Below are 20,465 nucleotides of genomic sequence, written 5' to 3'. Positions count from 1 at the left end.
GCGGCCCAGAGAGGGCTGCACCGCCATCGCGTTTACCATCAGCATCCGACGGGAGTCGGAAGTTCAGAAAGTTAGGATCATACGCATGGACATGGCAACGAAGCAGGCGGGCGAGGTGATGGACCGGGTGGCCTTGGAGGCTCTGTACGAAGAGACCTTCCGGAACTTCGAAGAGGGCACGATCATCGAGGGCCGCGTGGTGGCGGTCAGCAAAGACAAAGTGGTCGTGGACATCGGGTACAAGTCGGAAGGGATCATCCCGACCGATCAGTTTGTGCCGGAAGACCTGCAGGGGCTGAAGCCGGGCGACCGGTTGCAGGTCTATATCGAAGAGCGCGAGGACGCCGACGGCAACCTGATCTTGTCGAAGGAAAAAGCCGACAAGATGAAGGTCTGGGAGGAACTGGAAAAGGCCCACAAGGACGAGAAAGTCGTCGAGGGCCGGATCATCTCCCGCATCAAGGGCGGGATGATGGTGGACATCGGCGTCAAAGCCTTCCTGCCCGGCTCGCAAATCGATCTGCATCCCGTGCGCGACCTGGACGGCTTGGTCGGCAAGACCTTCCCACTGAAGATCATCAAGATCAACCATCGCCGGGGGAACGTGGTGGTGTCGCGCCGCGTCCTGCTGGAGGAGACCAGGGATAAGAAACGGCAGACGACCCTCTCGACGCTGAAGGAAGGCCAGTTGATCCAGGGCATGGTCAAGAACATCACCGAGTACGGCGCCTTCATCGACCTGGGTGGGATCGACGGCTTGCTGCACATCACGGACATGTCCTGGGGGCGGGTCGGCCATCCCTCCGAGCTGTTCGTGATCGGCGACAAAGTGGAAGTCATGGTATTGAAGTACGACCGTGAGACGGGCCGGATCTCGCTCGGCCTGAAGCAAAAGGGCGCGGATCCCTGGACGAACGTGGGCAACAAGTACCCGGTTGGGACCAGGGTAAAGGGGCGGGTCGTGAGCCTAACCGACTATGGCGCGTTCATCGAGCTGGAGCCGGGCGTCGAAGGATTGGTGCACGTGTCCGAAATGTCCTGGACGCATGAAGTCCGGCATCCGTCCCGCCTGGTCTCGGTCGGGGATCAGGTCGAAGCGGCGGTCCTGAACGTAGATCCCAACAGCCGGAAGATCTCGCTGGGGATGAAGCAGACCGCGCCGAACCCCTGGGACATGGTCGAGGCCAAGTACCCGAGCGGCACCCGCATCGAGGGGAAGGTGAAGAGTCTGACAGATTTCGGCGCCTTCGTCGGTCTGGATGAGGGGATCGACGGCTTGATCCACATTTCCGACATGTCCTGGACCAAGCACATCAAGCACCCGTCCGAGCTGTTCAAGAAGGGCCAGCCGGTGTCCGCGGTCGTGCTGCGGATCGACAAGGAAAAAGAACGGCTGTCGTTGGGATACAAGCAGCTGAGCCGCGATCCCTGGGAAGACGAGATTCCGTCGAAGTATCGGATGGGGACCAGCGTGAACGGCAAGGTCACCAAGATCACGGACTTCGGTGTGTTCGTCGAACTGGAAGGCGGCCTGGAAGGGCTGATCCATATCAGCGAGACGGGGCTGGAGCCCTCGGTACGCATGGAGGAGAAGTTCAAGGTCGGGGACGACGTGGCGGCCAAGATCATCAAGGTGGACCGGGATGAGCGGAAGATCGCGTTGAGCCTGCGGGAACACGTGATGGACTCGGAGCGGAAGCAGGTGGACGAGTACCATGCTACCCAGGGCGTGCTGGATCAGACGCTCGGGCGGGCGGCCAAAAAGACCAAGAAGCGCAACGACGACGAATCGGGCAACGGGTAACGGACGACAGCAACGACGCCGTCGGCGGCCGGCACAGCGCCGGCCGCCGACGGGTGCAAGCGGATGGTTCTTACGCTCATGACGGACGACAGCACTCAGAAACCGCGTCGCTGGAAGCCCTTGCGGATCCTCTTCTGGCTTGTGCTGGGGGGATTCCTGCTCCTGACGCTGGCCAATATCCTGGGGCCGGATCTCGACGTGTCCGGCGAGGATCGGGTCGCCTTGATCCGCGTCGAGGGGGTGATTCTGGATGCCCAGCAGACCGTGGGGGACCTGAAGAAGTACGCGGAGAGTCCCTCGGTGAAGGCCATCGTCCTGCGGATCGACAGTCCCGGCGGCGGAGTGGTGCCGTCTCAGGAAATCTATGATGCGGTGAAGCGCATCCGGAGCAAGAACAACAAGGCCGTCGTCGCCTCGATGGGGACGGTGGCGGCTTCGGGAGGTTACTACATCGCCGCCGCCACCGACCGGATCATGGCCAATCCCGGCACCTTGACGGGCAGCATAGGGGTGATCATGGAGTTGGCGAACTTCGAGGGCCTCCTCAAGAAAATCGGTGTGGAGAGCGTGGTGGTCAAGAGTGGTGAGCACAAGGACATCGGGTCGCCGTTCCGAAAGATGAAAGAAGATGACCGTCTTATTCTCCAGGCCGTGATGGACGATGTGCACAACCAGTTCATCGAGGCCGTGGCCGAAGGGCGCTCGCTGGATGTGCGCGAGGTCCGCACGCTGGCCGATGGACGCGTTTTTACCGGCCGACAGGCCAAGGCCGCCAAGCTGGTGGATGAGCTGGGTGACCTGGACGATGCCATTAAGCTCGCCGCCGAGATGGGCGGCATCGAGGGGGAGCCCAAAGTGGTGGAGCCCCGGCGGCGGTTCTCGGTCAGGGAGCTGCTCGAAAGCCATGTGTTCGGCCCGCTTCCCCGGCTGGACTTTCAGACCGGCGTCAGCCTCAAGTACCTGATGGCGTTCTGATTCATGCGGTGACGGCATGCGCAACTCTTCTCTCCAGGAGGCCAGGACATGACGAAGGCACAGATCATCGAACGAGTCTCGGAACAAGTCACGACATTGACCAAGCGACAGGCTGAGATCGTCGTGAACACCATCTTCAACAGCATCCGCAACTCGCTGCAAAAAGGTGACAAGACCGAGATTCGGGGGTTCGGCAGCTTTCGTCTGCGCGCCCGCCGGATGAAGGAAGGCCGCAATCCGAAGACCGGCGCGACCGTGGCGGTCCCGGCCAAGCGGGTGCCGTTCTTCAAGGCCGGCAAGGAACTGAAAGAGCTGTTAAACCGGTAAATCAGCCCGAAAGGCTCAGTATGGGAACTCTCGATTCGCAACATCAGGCCGCCGCGCCCGACATCCTCTGGACCGAGGACGCGCTGCAGCGCATGGAGCGGGCCCCGACGTTTCTCCGCGGGATGGTGAAGAAGCTGGCCGAGAAAAAAGCCCGCGAGCTCGGCTATCCCGAAATCACCGGCGCGATCCTGGACCAGTTCAAGGGCCAGATGATGGGGCGCATGGGCGGGGAGGCGGGCATGGCGGCAGCCGCCGACCAGATGGCTCAGGGGAAATTGCCCTGGACCGCCGCGGCCCGGGAGCGATTGGCCGCGGTGCCGGAATTCATGCAGTCGATGATCAAACAGATCGCCGAGGAGTTGGCCGTCGAAGGCGGCCACCTGGAAGTCAACGTCGAGCTCTTCGAGCGTGTCGAAGCGCTGGGCGATGTACAGGAGGCGGCGCGTCCCCCGATGGAGTGGAGCGAAGGGGCCCTGGGACGGCTGCAGGAAAAGATCAAGGAGGCGCCGCCGATCGCCATGGACTTCGTCACCGATATGCTCAAGCGGGACACGGAGGATATGGCCCGCGACAAGGGGCTGGCGCGGATCGACGAAGCGGCGCTGACGCAGCTGTGGGACGCGCCCTTGGAACGGGTTGCGTGGACGGATGAATCCTGGAAGCGGCTGCAGACCTCGCCGGACTTCGTGCGCAGCGGAATCCGAAAAGCCGCCGAGCGCCGGGCCCGTAAGCTGGGGCTGAAGGAGATTGATTCGGATCATCTCACGAAGTTCCGAAACGAGGCCATGATGAAGGCCGTCAAACGTATCCGAAGCTTCGGTTACAAAGAGTTGACCTTCGACGCCTTTGAGACGGCGCTGCAAAAAACGAAGCGTCTGCAGGGCAATGAGCAAGCTGAAAAGCGTCTCGCCGAGATCCGGGAGCACTTCAAGGACCCGGAAACGAAAAAGCCCGAAGGCGGCACGCTCGGCGCCGAGTTGATGGATCGGTTCCGGAGTTACCTCAAAGGCGAAGGCTCTCTGTAGGGCCTGCCTTGCCATCGAGGGCCGGAGAGTTAGTTGTATGAAGCTTGCGGGCCTGCTGTTGGCGGGGTTCCTCTTGGCCGGCTGCGCCACGGCGCTCAAGCATGAAGGGCGCTGCCTGGCCAGCCTCACGCCTGACTATCTCAAAGCCCAAGAAGAGTTGGAATACCTCGAAGCGTCCTGGCGCGCCTCGATGCTCCGTCGCGATGCGACGTTGAACGGGGCAGTCGGCGATCGCCGTCAGGACGGCATGCCGGATGCGGGAGAAGCCTATCGACGGTTCGTGGAAGCCAAGACGTCCCATCGTCCGATGCTGGACTGGTATGACAAGGTCTACAAGCGGGTACGCACCAGGATGGACGAAGAGGATATCCTGACGGAAGTCGGGGCGGTGCTGATTACGAACCCGGGGGTGATTTTCTATCCCGTCATCCGCTGGAATATCCACACGGTGTTCTGGGACGGGACCGATCCGGATGCCGAAACGGACCCGGTCACGAAGTTTTGTTCCGACCGTCTCGCTCAGGTTGCGACCGTGGCGGCCCCGCCGACTTCCCCATCCAATTGACTTGACGAGCGAGGCGAGCGCCTCTTCAGGCAAACCGATCCCCGGCTGTTCCAGCGTTCAGCCGGGGATCGGCTCCTATATCCGAGGGAATCATCAGTGGGCGGCTTTCTGCTTCGGCCAGAACTTGTGCCTGATCTGGGGGAGTTGCACGTTGTCGAAATTGGGAATGTCGTAGAGGCAGCGGTCGATCGTGGCCACTTCGTCTTCCGTCAACTCCAGCACCACCGACTTCTTCCAGAACTGGTCCAGCGCGAAGTAGTCGTTGGATTGCGGCTTCTCCGCGAGCAAGGCCTGCATCTTCTTGAAGCTTTCCGTATCCGCGACGGGAACCCGGCCGTGGTTCTTGTCGATGCACCACTTGAGGACTTCCGCGATCCCGTACATCGTCAGCTCGATCTTCACTTTCTCTGCCATGGGCTCCTCCTCTGAATCAGAGGCGCATTCTACCTCAGGTCTGCGCCCATCTTCCAGAGGGAATCGCATCAATCTTCGGACGACATGTGTCGGCTGACGCTGGCGCATCCGTTGGGCGGCGCCGGGCGGGTTGCGCCCTCTCCATAGTGAATGGTCATTGCGAAGCGTAGAGGGGCTTTGTATACTCAATCCGTACGCAAGGGAGCGGTGGCGATCTTCTGCAGCGTTGCGGGTGCCCAAGGCAACGCCACCCTTCCTATTGATCGCATCGGCAGCGCAGAAAGGCCTGTTCCCGTGAGGCAAGTCCAGGCAGTCCGGCAGGGCAATGCCGCCACGATGCTGCTTCGTGTCACGTTCGTCCTGGGCCTGCTGGCCTTCGCCGGCTGCGTCCAAAAGGACTCCTATGTCCCGCCGGACCTCTTCTATCTTTTTGCGACCTACCCGGTCGGGAAGAACCCGACCTCGGTGGCTACCGCCGATTTCAATCAGGATGGGCTCACCGATCTCATTACCACCAACATCGCGAATAACACCTTGTCGCTGTTGTTCGGCAACGGAGACGGGACGTTCAGGGATCAGGTCCAGATCGAGGCCGCCAAGGAGCCCCGGGCCCTGGCGTTGAACGATTATAACGGCGACGGCTGGATGGATCTGGCGGTGGCCTGCGCCGGCAGCGACCATGTGGCCATTTTCCTGGGCTTGGCGAACGGGCATTTCGGGCAGGGCCAGCGCTATACCGTGAACAAGACGCCGGTGTCCATCGCCAGCGGTGATTTCAACGGCGATCAGAAGCCGGACCTCGTTGTCGCCCTTCGCAACGACAAGGTGAAAGTGTTCCTCGGCAACGGGGACGGCACGTTTGCCGAAGGGGTGCTCTATGAGTACGGAGATACGCCGACGTCCATCGCCGTGGCGGACTTGAACCGGGACGGCAAGCCGGACCTGGCTGTGACCAACGGAGGGCCGATGAGCAGCGCGGTGTCCATTTGGTTGGGGAAGGGCGACGGCACGTTTCAGAAGCCCACGGATTATCGGACCGGGAAGCGGCCGTTGGTGGTGGGCTTCGCGGATTTCAACAATGACCAGCTGACCGACTTGCTCGTGATGAACGGGGAAATGGATACGTTCACGATCTTTCTGGGCAACGGGGACGGCACGTTCCAGGCCGGCAAGGAAGCCGGTGCGGATGCGGGGCCCGTATTCGGGCTGGCCCGTGATTTTAACGGAGACCACTTGTCCGACGTGGCCGTCGCCAACGTCCAATCGAACGACCTGTCCATCTTATACGGCCGCGGCGACGGCACCTTCCAATACCCGCCGCAAAACTACAAGACGAAGGGCGGCCCCTTCGCCATCGCCTCGCTCACCCTCACCACCAAGCACGCCGCCGAAGAGCCGGGGCTGGCCATCGCCAATAACGGGACCGGCAGCGTTTCGATCTTTCTCCACCGGGGCTTGAAGGCGTCGGCGTCGCCGGCCGCTCCGGCCAAGTCCTAGCCCGCATTCTTCATGGCGGCTGCGACTGCAGCCGCCGAGACGCCGCTGCGACAGGCTTGCGTGCAGGGGTTCCGCACTCAAGCGGGGCAGGCTCGCCGCTCGGTCCCGCGACATCCTGTTCAGCGACGCCTTGGGTCTTCGCGGCTCTACGCGCCCGTCTCGCATGCCGCCGCAGCGGTTTCGTCACGAACCCTCATGAATCATGCGGGCTGAGCGACTTCCGGCTGGTTATCGGAAAAATCTTGAGCGGGCCCTCTCAAGTTCCGGAGGAAAACAACCGATATGACCTCTGAGGGCCATCCAGGATGTTCAAACCGCCACCGTTCTCCCTTGTCCGCCCTATGCCGGACAGTCAGACGCGGTTCCACCTGGTCTACGGGAGCAGTACGTCGAGGGGGATGAGCGACCAAGACCCAAGCCGGAAGGCCTTTCCACCGGTCTGCGAGCGCACAATCTGCTTGACAGGAGCTACGGGACGAGGTAGAAGCTCGATGCATGCGGTCGCCAGTTGGTTCTGGACGCGGGGCATGATGCGATCAGCCGAGCAGGCTCATGAATTGTCTCAAGTGCAAAGGATTTATGATGGTGGAGCGGCACTACACGCTGCTCAACCGACGTCTCTATGCCCGTTGTCTCAACTGCGGGTTTTGGCTGGATCTGGCCGATCTCCTCAGGTTTTTTCACAAGGTCATTGACAGCGGGGTACGTGGAAACAAAACCCGAGAAACCTTCACGCTCTAGCGTCCGCAGGAACCATCGCTGGTTCCTTCCGGCGCTCGCCGCCTTGATGGCGGCAGGCCCTCTTGCCCTTCCCGCACCGACCGCAGCCCAACCGATCGTCAATCGCGCGCTCATGGAGCCCGAGGATGACTTCCCCGTCGCCTTGCGCAACCGCTCCCGGCATGCCCAGACGCTGAACAACCAGCACTCGGCGCACGGCATCCTGCTCAAGGACTTGCACACGGGGCGCACCCTCTACGAATATGGTTCCGACCGGAGGCTTTCGCCGGCCAGCCTGACCAAGATCATGTCGGCGCTGGTGATTCTGGAGTCGGGGCGGCAGGAGGACTTGGTCACGGTCAGTCGGACCGCCGCGGCCGCGCCCAAGACCCACTTGCGGCTCAGGCCCGGGCATGTCTATCACCTCGGAGATCTGCTCAAGGCGATGCTGATCACCTCGGCGAACGATGCCTGCCTGGCCGCGGCCGAGCATGTTGGGGGATCGGAGGAGCGGTTCGTGGCGTTGATGAACGCGAAGGCCGCCGCCCTGGGGCTGACGGACACCCATTTCAGCAACGCCTGCGGGTTCGATGCGCCGGAGCATTACGCGACGGCGGCCGATCTGGCGAAGCTCAGCGAAGTGGCGCTGCAAGATCCGGTGTTCCGGTCCCTGGTACGCGAGGAGATCCAACTGATCAGCCCGGTCAATGCGAACCGCACCTATTTGCTGAAGAACACGAATCGTCTGCTCGGCAAGTTCCCCGGCGTGGAGGGGGTCAAGACGGGATTTACCTCACGCGCGGGCCGATGCCTGATCGCCAAGGTGTCCCAGGACGGGAAAGAACTGCTGCTGGTGCTGCTGCATGCCAACCGCCGCTGGAACACGGCGGCCAGTCTGATCAACTACGGCCTCCAGCAGCGCTGAAGGGCCGGCCTGGCCGATCGGGCTGATTCTCTCTCTTCACTCCTCTACAGCGTAGCGGTCGAGAGCCTGGAGCATCGAGGCGGGAACGTGCCTTACTAGGGGCGGGAGAATTCGATGTTGACGTCCTTGCCGAGGTAATTCACCACAAAGCCTTGCTTCTCGTAGTTCATCGCGGCGCCCATCACGTTCTCATCCCCAAAGTCTTCCTTGCCCAGCAATTTGCGGATGTCATCGGGGCTCTCGCTGTTCAGCACGGCCCGGAAGATCCCGCGCGTCTTGTAGGCAAAGCGGTTGTTGATGAAAATCAGCGCGACCTTGCCGTCCAACAGTTGCACCCCCGCCATCGGGCCGGTGGGCTTGCGCTGATCCAGGATGAAGATGAACGAGGCTTCCTGCTCCGGCTTGATGCCGGCGATCTTTTCGTTGACCAGCAGATCCACGGCTTTCGATTCCGGGTCGCCCAACTTGACGCCGAAGAGGGAGATGTCCGCGCTCTTCACGAGCTTGGGGTCCATCACATCGTTCTTGGTCAGTTCATAGGGTTCCGCAGAGGCCATGTCCCAGCCGGTCAGCAGCACCGACACCATCAGCCACGCCAACACCACCAACCACCGTCTCCCGCTCATGCGCTCCTCCTTACGACCCGAGCCCCCGGGGGGCCGATGCAGCTTATCAATCCGTAAAAATCGGGTCATTTTAGCCGACAGGGAGCCAACTTGCAAGGCGAGGAACAGGGAGAGGCGGAGGGGACGCGAAGCCGTCCTGTGCTCCCGATCGCACATTCGGAAGTGCTTGCGCGACGATCGCAGTGGGCCGGCCTCACGACCTGTCCACGAAGAAAAAGGAAGCAAGAAAAGATGCGAGGAGAGGGAACGGCACCGGCTTAGGCCGCCGCGCCAGGCGATCAGGCCAAGCCAAGAAAAGGGCAGAGCAGTCTGAGCGTCAGCCAGATGAACGCAGCTCCGATGAGGTCGAACAGGAGGCCGGCGCGGATCATGCTGTGGATCGAAATGTGGCCGGTGCCGTAGACGATGGCGTTGGGAGGGGTGGAGACCGGCAGGGCAAAGCCCAGGCTGGCTCCCAGACAGGCTCCCAGCGCCGGCGGCGCGACGGGTACGTCGGCGGATTGCGCAATGGCGATGACCAGCGGCACCAACATGCTGGCGGATGCAGTATTGGACGCCAGCTCGCTGACCAGGACGGCCACGCCGATGGACAGGGCGGTCAGGCTCCAGAGCGTGCTCACCCCGAACCAGTTCACGAAGCCATGTCCGACCGCGGTCGATAAACCGGTCTTCACCATCAACTCGCCGAAGGCCAGCCCTCCTCCGAAGAGCAGGATGATGCCCCAGTTGATACCGCCGGCCTGCTTCCAGGACAGGGTAAACTGGCCGCGCGCCATGTCGACGGGCAGCAGAAACAGCAGCCCGGCGGCGGTCAGTGCCACCAGTTCGTTGGGCAAGTGACGGTCGAACCAGACGGACACAGGATGCGCGGAGCCCCAGAAGGCGGCGATCAGTCCCGGTCCGATCCAAAACAGGACGGCGAGGCCGAAGGCCAGGCATGCATTGATCTGTCCTCTCGTCCAAGGACCGAGGGCCTCGCGCTGGGCCTGAAATTGGCTGGTGAGGTACGGAATGACGGCGGTGCCGGGCGGGTGGAGCAGGAGCAACAGTCCCCAGCTCAGGCACAACATCAGTACGGCCAGGGGCAAGCCAAAGGCCATCCAGGCAAAGAAGGAGATAGAGGCTCCCGCCTGTTCGGCGAGGAGCCCGACACCGATCAGATTCGGCGGGGTTCCGATCACGGTGGCCATGCCGCCGGCCGTGGCCCCATACGAGAGGATGAGCATAAGGGCTGTCCGGAAATGGCGCTGGCTCTCTGCCGAAGCCCCGCCCAGCGTCGCACAGATTCCCATCGCGACCGGCAGCATCATCGCCGTGGCCGCGGTGTTGCTGATCCACATGGAAATCGCCGCGGTGATGGCGCCGACCGCCAGCAGGACGCGGGAGGAACTGGCGGCGACCCAGGGAAACGACAACATCCAGGCGGCAAATCGCCGGTCGACACCCTGCACGGCCATCGCCTCGGCGAGAAAAAAACTGCCGATGAACAAAAATATGATGGGATGCGCGTAGGCGGAAAAGATGTTTTTTGCCGAACCGAGCCCGGCCACGACGCAAAACGTCGTGCCGAGCAACGAAGTGATTGGAAGGGGGATCGGCTCCGTAATCCAGTAGATGACCGCCCAGGCGAGGATGGCGGTGAGGATGTGCGCATCACCCGACAGCGCCGGGAGCGGGAGCAGATAGAACAGCAGGGCCGCGGCCGGACCGGCCACAAGGCCCAGCCGTTTCAAGCGGCGCTGCGCTGGACTGACGTGTGCTTCAGCCGGTGCGAGAGGATCCTGGGCAATGACCTCGGACATCGTGGGATGGGCCCGGCCGATGGGCGTCAGGCGTTGTCCGATCGTGTCGCAACGTGATCGGCCTGGGCCGGCCGCCGCCGGAGGATAAACACCGCGAAGATCAGCACCATAATGACGACGACGTTCAACCCCACGTCCATGAGATAGCGGTTGAACAGCAGGTCGGTGACCTCCGGTTGGTGGGAGAGTTCGGCGCTGGCCGTCAGGATCCGCCGCGTGCAGGCGATAATGCCCACGGCCAGGTAGGGCTCTAAGGCGAGGATACCGGTTTGGAGGAACCGGATGACGGTCCGATACAACTCCAACAAGATGATGACGAGGAGCAGGTCGTTCAGCAATTTGAGCCCGGCGACCAGCAGGCCGACCCGCTCGATGGCCCTGATGAAGGAGAGCCAGCTGTAGCCGAAGATGAGCATGCCCAGCAAGAGCAGGCTGAACCCCGCGGTGACATAGCCCCAGCGGTCCAGCCATTCCATCCAGTGCACGACCCGGCAGGGGAGATGCTTCATGATATCCGTCCGATCGCTCATGGAAAGGCCTCCTCTCGCACGGTTAGGCGGTGCCCTGGTGGCCTGTGTTGGGACCAGGGGACATCGGGGCCGGATTGCGCAGTTGGCCGAACTTCAGCTCCTGCATCGACGTGATCGTGAGTTCGTGGCCGCAGCAGACGATCTTCTGGAACCCGGCGCCGCCGTCCATGATCATGACTCGGAGGCCGCAGGCATCGGGGTAGAATTTCTTTTCGTCCAGGATCACGGCCAGCGGCAGTTCCCCCTTCTTGCGTCCCAGCGGCGAGCCCATCTGTTGCACGACATCATCCTGGGTCAGTTCATGGCCGCAGCAGACGATCTTTTCAAACCCCTCGCCCCCGCCCATCACCTTCACGACCAGGCCGCAGGAGTCCGGGTGCCGTTTCCGTTCGTCGAGAATGTCGCCCTTCTTCACACCCATGTGAGTTCCCAGTCAAAAAGTTTGAAAGTCGCTCAAGTCAGAAAGCCTTCCAATGACGACTTCGTGACGTTCAGACTTTAGGACTTGTCGACTGACTGTGCCGCCGCCCGGCCCCGCCGCTCGTCCACCGCCTGGAACGCCAGCAGGCCGAGCGCGAAAAAGACCGCCATCGAAAGAATAGCCCAGCGCTGGCTGCCCGTCCAGGCCGTGACTTCCCCGTAGACCATGGGGCCGATCACGGCGGCGAATTTCCCCGTGACCGAGAAGAAACTGAAAAATTCGGCCTGCCGCCCGACGGGGGTAAACTGCGCCACAAGCGTGCGGCTGGCGCTTTGGTTGGCGCCCAACACCGCGCCGGCCACGAGTCCGATCGCATAGAACTGCGCCTGGGTCTGCACGATGGCGGCGCAGCCAGCCAAGCCGATCCAGATCAGGAGCGTGAGACTGATGGTCCGCTTCGAGCCGATCCGATCCGCCAACCGCCCGAACCAGACGGCGCCGAGGCCGGCCGTTACCTGCGTAATCAGGAAGTAGATAATCAGATCGCCCGGAGAAAAGTCCAGGACTTTGTTGGCGAAAATGCCCGACGCGACGATGACCGTGTTGATCGCGTCGGTGTAGATCAGGTAGGCGATCAAGTAAGTAGAAAGATCCCGGTATTGACGGAGTCGGCGAGCGGTCTGTGCGAGTCGCCCGAAGGCGTCCCGCCAGAGGGACGGGCCCTCCCGCTGCTGCGGCACCGCCCGCTCCTGCAGCCACAAGAAGGTGGGGAGTGAGGCGAGCAGGAAAAAGCCGGCGGTCACGACGAAACTGGTCCGGTACAGAGGCAGATTCGATTCCGTGAAGCCGCCGCTGATCAGCGGGTAGGCGATCGCCAACGAGAGGAGTCCCCCCGCATAGCCCAGGCCCCATCCGTAGCCGGAGATGCGCCCCATCGCTTCCGGGGGGGCCAGCTCGACCAGAAACGCGCTGCAAAACATGAACCCCAGATCAAAGGCGATATTGGCCACCGCGAAGAGGAGGAGGCCCATCCAGACATCGCCGGCCTGGACGAAAAAGAGCAGGGCGGTGCAGGCGACGCAGACGAGGGTGGAGGCGATCAGGCCCGTCCGCTTGGCCGCGCGGGCGTCCGCCAGGGCGCCGAGCGAGGGCGAGAGCAGGGCCACGATCAGCATGGAGATCGCATAGCCCCAGAACCAGACGCGCTCGGCGGTGCCGTCCTGCCCCAGGTCGCGCGCGACCACTTGCACGAAATAGACGCTGTAGGCGACGGTGACGATGAGGGTGGTGAAGGAGGAGTTGGCGAAGTCGTACAGGCACCAGGCCCAGAGTTCCCGGCGTCCCACCGGGGTCGTCTGGACCTGCTCGGTCACGCAGAGGCTTTCAGGCGGGCGGCAGCCTGGAGCAGCTGCGCGTGCAAGGCTCGATGGCTGCCGGTCCCCACCGCCACCGTCGCCGACGTGAGGTCGGCCGGCTTGTAGGGATGGAGGAAGCGTGTTTTCACCAGGGCGACCCGTCGGAGCGAGGCCTCGACCCGCGCCTGGGGGATCGTCCCGTCCTCCACGGCCCGAGCGAACGTCTCCAGGGCTGTCACCTGCAATGCCTGTTCCTTGCAGATCAGAATCACATCCGCCCCGGCTTGAAAGGCGCGGACCGACGCATCGCCGATCCCATAGTGGTCCAGGATCGCCTGCATTTCCATATCGTCCGTGAGAACCAGGCCGTCGAAGCCCATCTGTCCACGGAGCAAGCCGGTCAAAATCGCCGGAGAGAGGGTCGCGGGATATTGGCCGTCCAGCGCCGGGTAGAGGACGTGGGCGGTCATGAGGCTGGCCAAGCCTCGTTGAAACGCATGGTGGAAGGGAGGCAGTTCAATTGCCTCCAGCCGCTCGCGCGAGCCATTTACCAAGGGCAGTTCCTTGTGGGAGTCGGCGGTCGTGTCCCCGTGGCCGGGAAAATGTTTGCCGCAAGCCACGACGTGGTTGTCCTGGAGCCCCTTGAAGGTGGCTTCGCCCAGATCGCTCACCAGGGCCGGATCGGACCCGAAGGCCCGGTCGCCGATGATCGGATTGGCCGGGTTCGTATGGACGTCCAGCACCGGCGCCATGTTCATGTTGATGCCGACGGCGCGCAGCTCGGTCGCCGTCACCGAAGCGGCCGCATAGGCCAGGTCGTAGGAGCCGCAAGCGCCCAGCGCGGCGCAGGGGGGAAAGATGGTGAAGCCGGCCGGCAGTCGAGAGACCCGGCCCCCCTCCTGGTCGATCGAGATCAGCAGGGGCGAGTGAGGGGACAGTTTCTGCAGGTCATTGGTCAGCCGGACGATCTGCGCGACGCTCTCCAGATTGCGCCGGAAGAGAATCACTCCGCCCGGCTTGTAGGTGGCGATGAAATCGGCCAACTCGGGCGTGACCGAAGTGCCCATGAACCCCAGCATGAAGAGCTGGCCGATCTTATCGCGCAACGAGTGAGCCATCAGCGCTTACCTCTCGGCTTCATTCAGCAGGTATTGGATCAGCAGGCGGGTACCGATGCCGGTGGGGCCCTTGGACACGTAGGCTCGCTCGCGCTCGCTCCAATCGGTGCTGGCGATGTCCAGGTGCACCCAGGGACAGTCGCCCACGAACTTGCTGAGGAACAGCGCCGCGGTGATCATCCCGCCGCCCCGGCCGCCGATGTTGCGCATGTCGGCCACGTCGCTCCGGAGTTGCTCGAAATACTCCTCCCAGAGCGGCATTTCCCAGGCCCGCTCGCCGGCGGTGAGCCCGGCCTGCTGGACGCGGCGTTTGAGCGACTCGTCGTTGCCCAACAGGCCGATGGCGAATTGCCCCAGCGCTACCGCACAGGCCCCGGTCAGGGTCGCAATGTCGATGATCGCTTTCGGCTTCAAGCGCGTGGCATAGGCCAGCCCGTCCGCCAGGATCAACCGTCCTTCCGCATCCGTGTTCTGCACTTCCACGGTCTTGCCCGAGAGGGTCCTCAGGATGTCGCCCGGCTTGATCGCCCGCCCGCCCGGCATGTTCTCGGTCGCCGGCAGGAGGCCGATCACGTGCAGCGGCAGCTTCAAGCGCGAGATCGCCCGGATCGTCGCCAGCACCTCGGCGCCGCCGGTCATGTCCGCCTTCATCTGCTCCATGTTCTCGGCCGGCTTGAGCGAGATGCCGCCCGTGTCGAACGTGATGGTCTTGCCGACCAGCACGATGGGCTTGCTCCCGCCTCCGTTGCCCGAGGCCCGCCCGGCCGGTCCCCGATATTCCAGGATGATGAACTTGGGCGGCTCGTGGCTGCCCCGCGCCACGCCCAGGAACGCGCCCATCCCGAGCTTCTCCACGGCGCGTTGCTCCAGCACCTTGACCGTGACGCCTCGCTCCTTGCCGATCCGCTTGGCCTCGGCCGCGATGCGCGAGGGTGTCATCACGTTGGAGGGATGGTTGCAGAGGTCGCGCACGAACATCGTCGCCTCGGCGCCGGCCAAACCCCGGCGGGCCCCCTCCCGGATCTGCGCCGCCTCCGACGCCCCGGCGGCGACGAAGCGGATGCGGGTCAGGTCCTTCGAGTTCTTGTCCCGGTCGCTCCGGTAGGCGGTGAACTGGTAGCCACCCAGGATGGCCCCTTCCACCATCGCCTGGGCCAACAGCAGTCCCGTCGTGTCGGCAATCGCGCGGCCGTGCAGGGGCGTGGTGAACGACCTGGCGCCGGCCTGCCGGACCTTCTTGGCGACCGTGCCCATGGCCTGCCGCACCTGGTCGAGTTTCGCATCCTTCTTCCTGCCCAGCCCGACCAGCAGGACGCGCTTGGCGGGAATCTTGCCGTGCGTGTGCAGGAGGACCGTCTGGCCGTTCTTCCCCTCGAACTCGCCGCTCTTGAGCAAGTCGCGCAAGAGTCCCTTGAGCGCCCGATCCACCGTGGCGGCTTCGTCGTGCAGTCCGGTCTCGCCCTCATAATGGTGGAGCACCAGGACCTCGTCCGCCTCGGTTTCGATGCGGCCTTGCTTCACGTGTACGTCAACAGATGCCATTCGTGTCTCCTTCAAGAAAAATTGACGATTGTTGGATTAAGAGATTGACGATTGTTTCATGAATTGACGATGGGTGGAGTGATACGTTGAGCCATTGCCTCGCATCTTTCTCAATCCTCAATCGACAATTCCACATTCGTCAATTACTCAATTCTTTCACACCCCCCGCATATCCGGGGCCCAGATGAACTTGTGCAATTGCAGTTGGAACCGCACCGGCAGCCGGTCGGCCAGAATCCATTCGGCCAGGTGCTGCGGGTCCAGCTCGCCGAACACGGGCGCGAACAGCACCGTGCAGCGCGCCGCGAGATCGTACTGCTTCACGATCCCGCACGCCCAGTCATAGTCCGCCCGGTCCTTGATCACGAACTTGGCTTCGTCCTGCTTGGTGAGCCGTGCCAGGTTCGGCCAGTGCATCCGGTCCAGCATCCCGCTGCCGGGACACTTCACGTCCAGGATCACATGGGCGCGTCGGTCCAACGGGGCCGTATCGATCGCGCCGCTGGTCTCGACCAGGACTTCGTAGCCCTCGTCGCAGAGCCGGGTGACGAGGGTGAAGGCCTCCGGCTGGTGCAAGGGTTCGCCGCCCGTTACCTCCACCAGCGGACAGCCGTAGGCCTTGACCTTGGCCAGCACCGCCTCCAGGGGCATGTCGATCCCGCCGGAAAAGGTGTACTCGCTGTCGCACCAGGTGCAGCGCAAGGGACAGCCGGTCAGCCGGACGAAGACACAGGACTGCCCCGCGTAGGACGACTCGCCCTGGATGCTATGGAAGATTTCCGTGATGCGCATCTTACAACCAACGATGGACGGGGAGTGATGAATGCTGAAGGTTATGGCGAGGAGCTCGGACCGGACATCCCTCGTTCGCCGTGTTGAACCAGACATTCATCATTTCATCGTTCCGCCTTCAGCATTATTTTGGCACGTCGTCCTTGACGAGCCACTGTTTTGCTTGCTCTGCGTCGAGAAACCACCGGTAGTTGATGCCCCGGTTCCGCAGGACGTTCTCGAAGGAACGGTCCGAGGAGGTGGCTTGCGCGCACACGACTGCCGCGACTTTGAGATGATCAACCAGGAGGTCGGCGCATCGGGCCCCGACTTCATACAAGTTGCCGGCGGGCGGCAGATTCGTAATCAATAGGGTGTCGAGCAAGACTTTGGAAAACCCCCGGGCATGGCATTCCGTCGCAATCCATTTCGCATTGGCGCACATCTGCTCGACGGAATCGCAGGGGGGAATCCGAACGAACAGATACCCCTCGTGCTCCTCGAACTCAGGAACCGTCGTCACACCAAACCTCTTGTCCGACGTAGGACGACTCGCTCCGGATGCCATGGAAGATTCCCGTGATGCGCATAATCGTTTGAAAGTCGCAAAGTCAGAAAGTCGAAATGTTGCAAACCCGGACTTGAAAGACTTTCAGACTTTCCAACTTTACAATGCGTTACTCCCATCTCTCGATCCGCCAGCCTTCGCGCCGCGCGATCCGTCCCATGCCTCGGATCGGGTTCACCACCAACGGGTGGCCGACGAGCCGCAGCGTCTCCGCGTCGCCGGGACTGTCCCCATAGGCATAGCTGTCTTGCAAGACAATGCCCGCCTCCTTGGCGAAGGTTTCGACCAGCCGGCGCTTGCCCTCTCCATAAGGATAGGGCGGCACGATCAAGCCGGTGTAGCGGCCGTCGCGCCGCTCCGGAATCGCGGCCAGGGCCAAGTCCACCTTCAAATGGCCGGCCAGGGGGGCGATCAGGAAATCCAGCGAGCCGGTGATCAACACCAGGTGATGGCCTGAGTCCCGATGCCGCTCCAGCGCCGCCAGGCTGGCAGTGGAAAGGCGGGGGCATACTTCAGAGTGTACGAATTCCGCCGCCAGCGGTTCGATCTCGGCCGGCCGCTTGCCTTCCAGATACAGTTTCCGCTCGCGTAACGGGTGCAAGGACAGGGCCGGCAGATGTTGCAGCAGATACCAGAGGCTGCGGCTCGCCTCCCGCGACCCCACGTGTCCCTTGCGCCAGAGATAGCGGAAGAAGCCTACCTCGATCGCGGAGCCGGGGAGTAACGTGTTGTCCACGTCGAAAAAGGCGGCCACGCGACGGTCTCGGCGCGGGGTTGGAATCGCTGGCGATGCGGGTGCAATCATGCAATGGATGTGCGCGTTTAGGCGATCATACCCATACGGACCGTTGATTGACAAGCAACTAAGGAGGGCGGGTGTGCCAGGGTGCGGAGCTTCGACGCCTTCGGAACTGCCAGCCTTGCCACGCAGGGCGGAAGTCCTTCGGGAATTCCTTCGCGGACTCGGTCAGTTTCCGCTTGCCTTCCCTCCGTGGCCGCGGCGGGCTGATCGCTCCTACGGCGGACTCGCTCCGATCCCGGCACACCCTTTCTGGAGGGGGTATCCAAGGCGGGGAGCCATGCTGCTTCGGCACACAGTGCTCGTATCAGCCTGCCCCTTGCTTGGAAGGAGAAAGGAGAAAAGAGGAGGCGAGGAGGTGGAGATTTAGGAAGCGTCTGGGTATAATGCGCCCGAGCCGAAGTGGCGAAATGGCAGACGCGCACGTTTGAGGGGCGTGTGGGGAAACCCGTGCGGGTTCAAGTCCCGCCTTCGGCACCATACCAAACTTCGTTTGAGCCGCCCGCTTCGATCGACTGCGGGCGGAGTGGTACCTTCCCTTCAGTAACTTAGGTTCTTCGCCTCGCTTGGTGTGTACCGACGCGCTATTCTTCTTGAGCGCGACGGAGAAAACCCTCCAGAGTATTTCCGGTTCTAGACACCAACCTTCGGTTGAGCCGGCGGCTATTCAAGGTTTTTAGCAATTGATGCCGCCGGAGAAGCACCTCCAGTGATCTCTTTCAATTTCCTCGCTTGATCCGCACGTTCGATCAACTCATCTCTCTCAGCTCCTGTCCTTTCGTTTCCTGCCATACGCCATACGCTCTTCTCTTCCCTTCCCCGGTCACCAGATTGACGTTGCCGGTCAAAAATTGCCACAAGGGCTGCGGTTGTGTCAGGCGAGTCAGCCAAGGTCTGTATAAGCCCTTGACCAATATGCAGGAACCGGCAGGAGTCCCTGGTAGGTTTCTTGCTTTCCTCCGAGTGGAAGTCGCGGCGAGTCAGGCCGCCTCGTTCCAATCGAGGAGGGAAGGACATGGAATCCATCCAACGCCTGGTGGTGCCAGTCGCACTGTGCTTCATGCTGGCCGGCTGTGCGGCCGAGGCCGGCACGCAGTACATGGATAGCCTCCAGCAGTATGGGTGTGCGAGGGGCGGGAATTCCCCATGCACGCGGCCCATGTCTGCGCGCCATGACAAAGCCGCCGCGGCAGCGGGAGCCAGTCGGTATCAACCCTCGGCTATCGACGCGAGCTATACACCGTAGTTGTCAGCTCTCGGCCATCAGCTCTTATCCGTCTCCTGCCATCAGCCATCGGCTCCTCTTGATCGACCATTCATCACTCAGCGTTTAGCATTCAGCACTTCTTAGGCAGCCTGCCGCGTCCGTGACAATTCATAGGGGCGTGGCTATACTCACAGATAGTCTATTGTCCTATGCGGCGAGTTCCCTGCCACTCCCTCGGAGAACGAGATGATTATTACCGACACGGAATCGGCTGATATCCCCACTCCGACCGGGCCTATGCGCACGTACCTCTTTCGGCCGGTGGCCGAGGGGCGCTATCCGGGCCTGGTCCTCTACTCGGAGATCTTCCAGGTGACCGGGCCCATCCGGCGCGCCGCGGCGATGCTGGCAAGCCACGGATTCGTGGTGGCGGTGCCGGAGATTTACCACGAGTTGGAGCCGGCCGGTACTGTGCTGGCCTATGACGAGGCAGGCGCTGCGCGCGGCAACCGACACAAGACCACTAAGGAACTGTCGAGCTACGACGGCGATGCGCGCGCGGCGCTGGACTATCTGAAGTCCTCCCCGCATTGCACGGGCAGGCTGGGCGTGATGGGGATTTGCATCGGGGGGCATCTGGCCTTTCGCGCCGCGATGCAGCCGGATGTGCTGGCTTCCGCCTGTTTCTATGCGACCGACATCCACAAACGCGGTTTGGGCAAGGGCATGCACGATGACAGCCTGGACCGGATCGGAGAGATCACGGGCGAGCTGCTGATGATCTGGGGCAGGCAGGACCCGCATATTCCCCGCGAGGGGCGGGCGCTCATCTACAAGGCCCTGAGTGACGCGGGCGCACACTTCCAGTGGCACGAGTTCAACGCCGCCCATGCGTTCCTGCGTGACGAAGGCCCCCGCTACGATCCGGCCGCAGCCCGGATTTGTTACGACATGGCACTGGAGCTGTTCAAACGTCGGTTGGGAGAAGGCGATCGGCGCGCGGCGGCCACTTCGACTGAGACCAAGCACTAAGCAAAGTGACCACCAGCCTTTGCCTGGTTGGGCTCAGTCCGGACCAGCCCCCTCGATCCCGGCAATCCAGCCAATTTCCGTGGCGCAGCCGTCCCGGCCTCCCTTGACTCACCCGCGTCGGAGAGCTAAGGTGATCGTGTGGGAGGAGATTAACGCCCCGAGGGAATATGGTTCATCAGGGGGTCGAGCGTTGAGGATGGTGTGCAAGCCCAGCTTCGACTGGGAAGCCTAAAGTCCCACCAAGATCTCCGCCGTACCTACTTGCTCTCGTAGGTGCGTGCCTCCTCCCACCCTAAACCCCTTGGTTCCTGCAAGCCGCCGCCGTTATCGCGGATTCGCCACTCCCATCAGCCTGTCTCGCTATCCGACTCTGTCGCCTGGATGAAGGCTGGAGTCGCGTGTGTGAGCGTCATGGGGGCGGGAGCCGGTTGTGCTTCTGACC

Annotated in this window: 21 protein-coding genes and 1 tRNA gene; 10 read left to right on the top strand and 12 right to left on the bottom strand. The window is 62.5% G+C overall.

From position 1 onward, the window contains the following. The first annotated feature begins 85 nt into the window (after positions 1-85). The 5 genes from EPO61_04245 to EPO61_04225 all read left to right on the top strand — a co-directional run bounded on the left by EPO61_04245 (position 86) and on the right by EPO61_04225 (position 4,696). Positions 86-1,804 (top strand): 30S ribosomal protein S1, encoded by a 1,719-nt coding sequence (locus tag EPO61_04245; GenBank protein ID TAJ09934.1) that lies wholly within the window; start codon positions 86-88, stop codon positions 1,802-1,804. Positions 1,805-1,882: 78 nt separating this feature from the next. After that, on the top strand, positions 1,883-2,779 hold the full coding sequence (gene sppA, locus EPO61_04240) for a signal peptide peptidase SppA (GenBank protein ID TAJ10092.1): 897 nt from the start codon (positions 1,883-1,885) through the stop codon (positions 2,777-2,779). A 48-nt stretch (positions 2,780-2,827) separates the two neighbouring features. Next, positions 2,828-3,106 carry an integration host factor subunit beta gene (locus tag EPO61_04235; protein ID TAJ09933.1) on the top strand — a complete coding sequence of 93 codons (279 nt, stop codon included), beginning with the start codon at positions 2,828-2,830 and terminating at the stop codon, positions 3,104-3,106. A 20-nt stretch (positions 3,107-3,126) separates the two neighbouring features. Then, positions 3,127-4,131 (top strand): hypothetical protein, encoded by a 1,005-nt coding sequence (locus tag EPO61_04230; GenBank protein ID TAJ09932.1) that lies wholly within the window; start codon positions 3,127-3,129, stop codon positions 4,129-4,131. A gap of 37 nt (positions 4,132-4,168) precedes the next feature. Then, entirely contained in the window at positions 4,169-4,696 is a 528-nt protein-coding gene (locus EPO61_04225; GenBank protein TAJ09931.1) for a hypothetical protein, read from the top strand. 93 nt (positions 4,697-4,789) lie between these two features. Here the strand turns inward: EPO61_04225 and EPO61_04220 are convergent, their stop codons facing one another. Further along, the gene (locus EPO61_04220) at positions 4,790-5,110 is read right to left on the bottom strand and encodes a hypothetical protein (GenBank protein ID TAJ09930.1); all 321 of its coding nucleotides are present in this window, start codon (positions 5,108-5,110) and stop codon (positions 4,790-4,792) included. Between the two features lie 150 nt (positions 5,111-5,260). On the opposite strand from EPO61_04220, the gene EPO61_04215 reads away from it, so the two are divergent. Further along, entirely contained in the window at positions 5,261-6,607 is a 1,347-nt protein-coding gene (locus EPO61_04215; protein TAJ09929.1) for a VCBS repeat-containing protein, read from the top strand. A gap of 622 nt (positions 6,608-7,229) precedes the next feature. Beyond that, the gene (locus EPO61_04210) at positions 7,230-8,252 is read left to right on the top strand and encodes a D-alanyl-D-alanine carboxypeptidase (GenBank protein TAJ09928.1); all 1,023 of its coding nucleotides are present in this window, start codon (positions 7,230-7,232) and stop codon (positions 8,250-8,252) included. Between the two features lie 95 nt (positions 8,253-8,347). On the opposite strand, the gene EPO61_04205 is transcribed toward EPO61_04210, so the two are convergent. From EPO61_04205 to EPO61_04160, 10 genes are all read right to left on the bottom strand, one after another. Continuing rightward, entirely contained in the window at positions 8,348-8,878 is a 531-nt protein-coding gene (locus EPO61_04205; GenBank protein ID TAJ09927.1) for a hypothetical protein, read from the bottom strand. A 278-nt stretch (positions 8,879-9,156) separates the two neighbouring features. Further along, positions 9,157-10,680, bottom strand: a complete 1,524-nt coding sequence (locus EPO61_04200; protein ID TAJ09926.1) for a DASS family sodium-coupled anion symporter — start codon at positions 10,678-10,680, stop codon at positions 9,157-9,159. Positions 10,681-10,706: 26 nt separating this feature from the next. Beyond that, the gene (locus tag EPO61_04195) at positions 10,707-11,210 is read right to left on the bottom strand and encodes a hypothetical protein (GenBank protein TAJ09925.1); all 504 of its coding nucleotides are present in this window, start codon (positions 11,208-11,210) and stop codon (positions 10,707-10,709) included. A gap of 22 nt (positions 11,211-11,232) precedes the next feature. Further along, complete coding sequence (locus tag EPO61_04190) at positions 11,233-11,631, bottom strand: hypothetical protein (GenBank protein ID TAJ09924.1); 399 nt, start codon at positions 11,629-11,631, stop codon at positions 11,233-11,235. Between the two features lie 77 nt (positions 11,632-11,708). Continuing rightward, positions 11,709-13,004, bottom strand: a complete 1,296-nt coding sequence (locus EPO61_04185; protein TAJ09923.1) for an MFS transporter — start codon at positions 13,002-13,004, stop codon at positions 11,709-11,711. Beyond that, a complete protein-coding gene (gene nagZ / locus EPO61_04180) occupies positions 13,001-14,104 on the bottom strand; it encodes a beta-N-acetylhexosaminidase (GenBank protein ID TAJ09922.1) in 1,104 nt (367 codons plus the stop codon). Before nagZ ends, EPO61_04185 begins: the two co-directional genes overlap by 4 nt. A 6-nt stretch (positions 14,105-14,110) precedes the next feature. Further along, positions 14,111-15,646, bottom strand: a complete 1,536-nt coding sequence (locus EPO61_04175; protein TAJ09921.1) for a leucyl aminopeptidase — start codon at positions 15,644-15,646, stop codon at positions 14,111-14,113. A 156-nt stretch (positions 15,647-15,802) separates the two neighbouring features. After that, positions 15,803-16,438 carry a radical SAM protein gene (locus EPO61_04170; protein ID TAJ09920.1) on the bottom strand — a complete coding sequence of 212 codons (636 nt, stop codon included), beginning with the start codon at positions 16,436-16,438 and terminating at the stop codon, positions 15,803-15,805. A 124-nt stretch (positions 16,439-16,562) separates the two neighbouring features. Then, a complete protein-coding gene (locus tag EPO61_04165; GenBank protein TAJ09919.1) occupies positions 16,563-16,940 on the bottom strand; it encodes a hypothetical protein in 378 nt (125 codons plus the stop codon). Between the two features lie 154 nt (positions 16,941-17,094). After that, a complete protein-coding gene (locus EPO61_04160; protein ID TAJ09918.1) occupies positions 17,095-17,790 on the bottom strand; it encodes an HAD family hydrolase in 696 nt (231 codons plus the stop codon). Positions 17,791-18,180: 390 nt separating this feature from the next. Here EPO61_04160 and EPO61_04155 point away from each other — a divergent pair. Next, a tRNA-Leu gene (locus EPO61_04155) sits at positions 18,181-18,264 on the top strand. 183 nt (positions 18,265-18,447) lie between these two features. Here the strand turns inward: EPO61_04155 and EPO61_04150 are convergent. After that, positions 18,448-18,810, bottom strand: coding sequence for a hypothetical protein (locus tag EPO61_04150; protein ID TAJ09917.1), 363 nt, complete (start codon positions 18,808-18,810; stop codon positions 18,448-18,450). On the opposite strand from EPO61_04150, the gene EPO61_04145 reads away from it, so the two are divergent. Further along, complete coding sequence (locus tag EPO61_04145; protein TAJ09916.1) at positions 18,800-19,030, top strand: hypothetical protein; 231 nt, start codon at positions 18,800-18,802, stop codon at positions 19,028-19,030. The two genes, EPO61_04150 and EPO61_04145, sit on opposite strands and share 11 nt — an antisense overlap. 207 nt (positions 19,031-19,237) lie before the next feature. Next, complete coding sequence (locus tag EPO61_04140; protein TAJ09915.1) at positions 19,238-20,023, top strand: dienelactone hydrolase family protein; 786 nt, start codon at positions 19,238-19,240, stop codon at positions 20,021-20,023. Positions 20,024-20,465 lie beyond the last annotated feature (442 nt).

This window comes from Nitrospirota bacterium (assembly GCA_004296885.1).
GTDB lineage: Bacteria > Nitrospirota > Nitrospiria > Nitrospirales > Nitrospiraceae > SYGV01.
Note: the sequence above shows the minus strand (reverse complement) of the source record. Positions and strands in the feature narration are given on the sequence as shown.

Bases quoted from the DNA above. Each gene is read 5' to 3' on its own strand.
- EPO61_04245 (TAJ09934.1), top strand. From the start codon at position 86: ATGGACATGGCAACGAAGCAGGCGGGCGAGGTGATGGACCGGGTGGCC.
- sppA (TAJ10092.1), top strand. From the start codon at position 1,883: ATGACGGACGACAGCACTCAGAAACCGCGTCGCTGGAAGCCCTTGCGG.
- EPO61_04235 (TAJ09933.1), top strand. From the start codon at position 2,828: ATGACGAAGGCACAGATCATCGAACGAGTCTCGGAACAAGTCACGACA.
- EPO61_04230 (TAJ09932.1), top strand. From the start codon at position 3,127: ATGGGAACTCTCGATTCGCAACATCAGGCCGCCGCGCCCGACATCCTC.
- EPO61_04225 (TAJ09931.1), top strand. From the start codon at position 4,169: ATGAAGCTTGCGGGCCTGCTGTTGGCGGGGTTCCTCTTGGCCGGCTGC.
- EPO61_04220 (TAJ09930.1), bottom strand. From the start codon at position 5,110: ATGGCAGAGAAAGTGAAGATCGAGCTGACGATGTACGGGATCGCGGAA.
- EPO61_04215 (TAJ09929.1), top strand. From the start codon at position 5,261: ATGGTCATTGCGAAGCGTAGAGGGGCTTTGTATACTCAATCCGTACGC.
- EPO61_04210 (TAJ09928.1), top strand. From the start codon at position 7,230: ATGCCCGTTGTCTCAACTGCGGGTTTTGGCTGGATCTGGCCGATCTCC.
- EPO61_04205 (TAJ09927.1), bottom strand. From the start codon at position 8,878: ATGAGCGGGAGACGGTGGTTGGTGGTGTTGGCGTGGCTGATGGTGTCG.
- EPO61_04200 (TAJ09926.1), bottom strand. From the start codon at position 10,680: ATGTCCGAGGTCATTGCCCAGGATCCTCTCGCACCGGCTGAAGCACAC.
- EPO61_04195 (TAJ09925.1), bottom strand. From the start codon at position 11,210: ATGAGCGATCGGACGGATATCATGAAGCATCTCCCCTGCCGGGTCGTG.
- EPO61_04190 (TAJ09924.1), bottom strand. From the start codon at position 11,631: ATGGGTGTGAAGAAGGGCGACATTCTCGACGAACGGAAACGGCACCCG.
- nagZ (TAJ09922.1), bottom strand. From the start codon at position 14,104: ATGGCTCACTCGTTGCGCGATAAGATCGGCCAGCTCTTCATGCTGGGG.
- EPO61_04175 (TAJ09921.1), bottom strand. From the start codon at position 15,646: ATGGCATCTGTTGACGTACACGTGAAGCAAGGCCGCATCGAAACCGAG.
- EPO61_04170 (TAJ09920.1), bottom strand. From the start codon at position 16,438: ATGCGCATCACGGAAATCTTCCATAGCATCCAGGGCGAGTCGTCCTAC.
- EPO61_04160 (TAJ09918.1), bottom strand. From the start codon at position 17,790: ATGATTGCACCCGCATCGCCAGCGATTCCAACCCCGCGCCGAGACCGT.
- EPO61_04145 (TAJ09916.1), top strand. From the start codon at position 18,800: ATGGAATCCATCCAACGCCTGGTGGTGCCAGTCGCACTGTGCTTCATG.
- EPO61_04150 (TAJ09917.1), bottom strand. From the start codon at position 18,810: ATGGATTCCATGTCCTTCCCTCCTCGATTGGAACGAGGCGGCCTGACT.
- EPO61_04140 (TAJ09915.1), top strand. From the start codon at position 19,238: ATGATTATTACCGACACGGAATCGGCTGATATCCCCACTCCGACCGGG.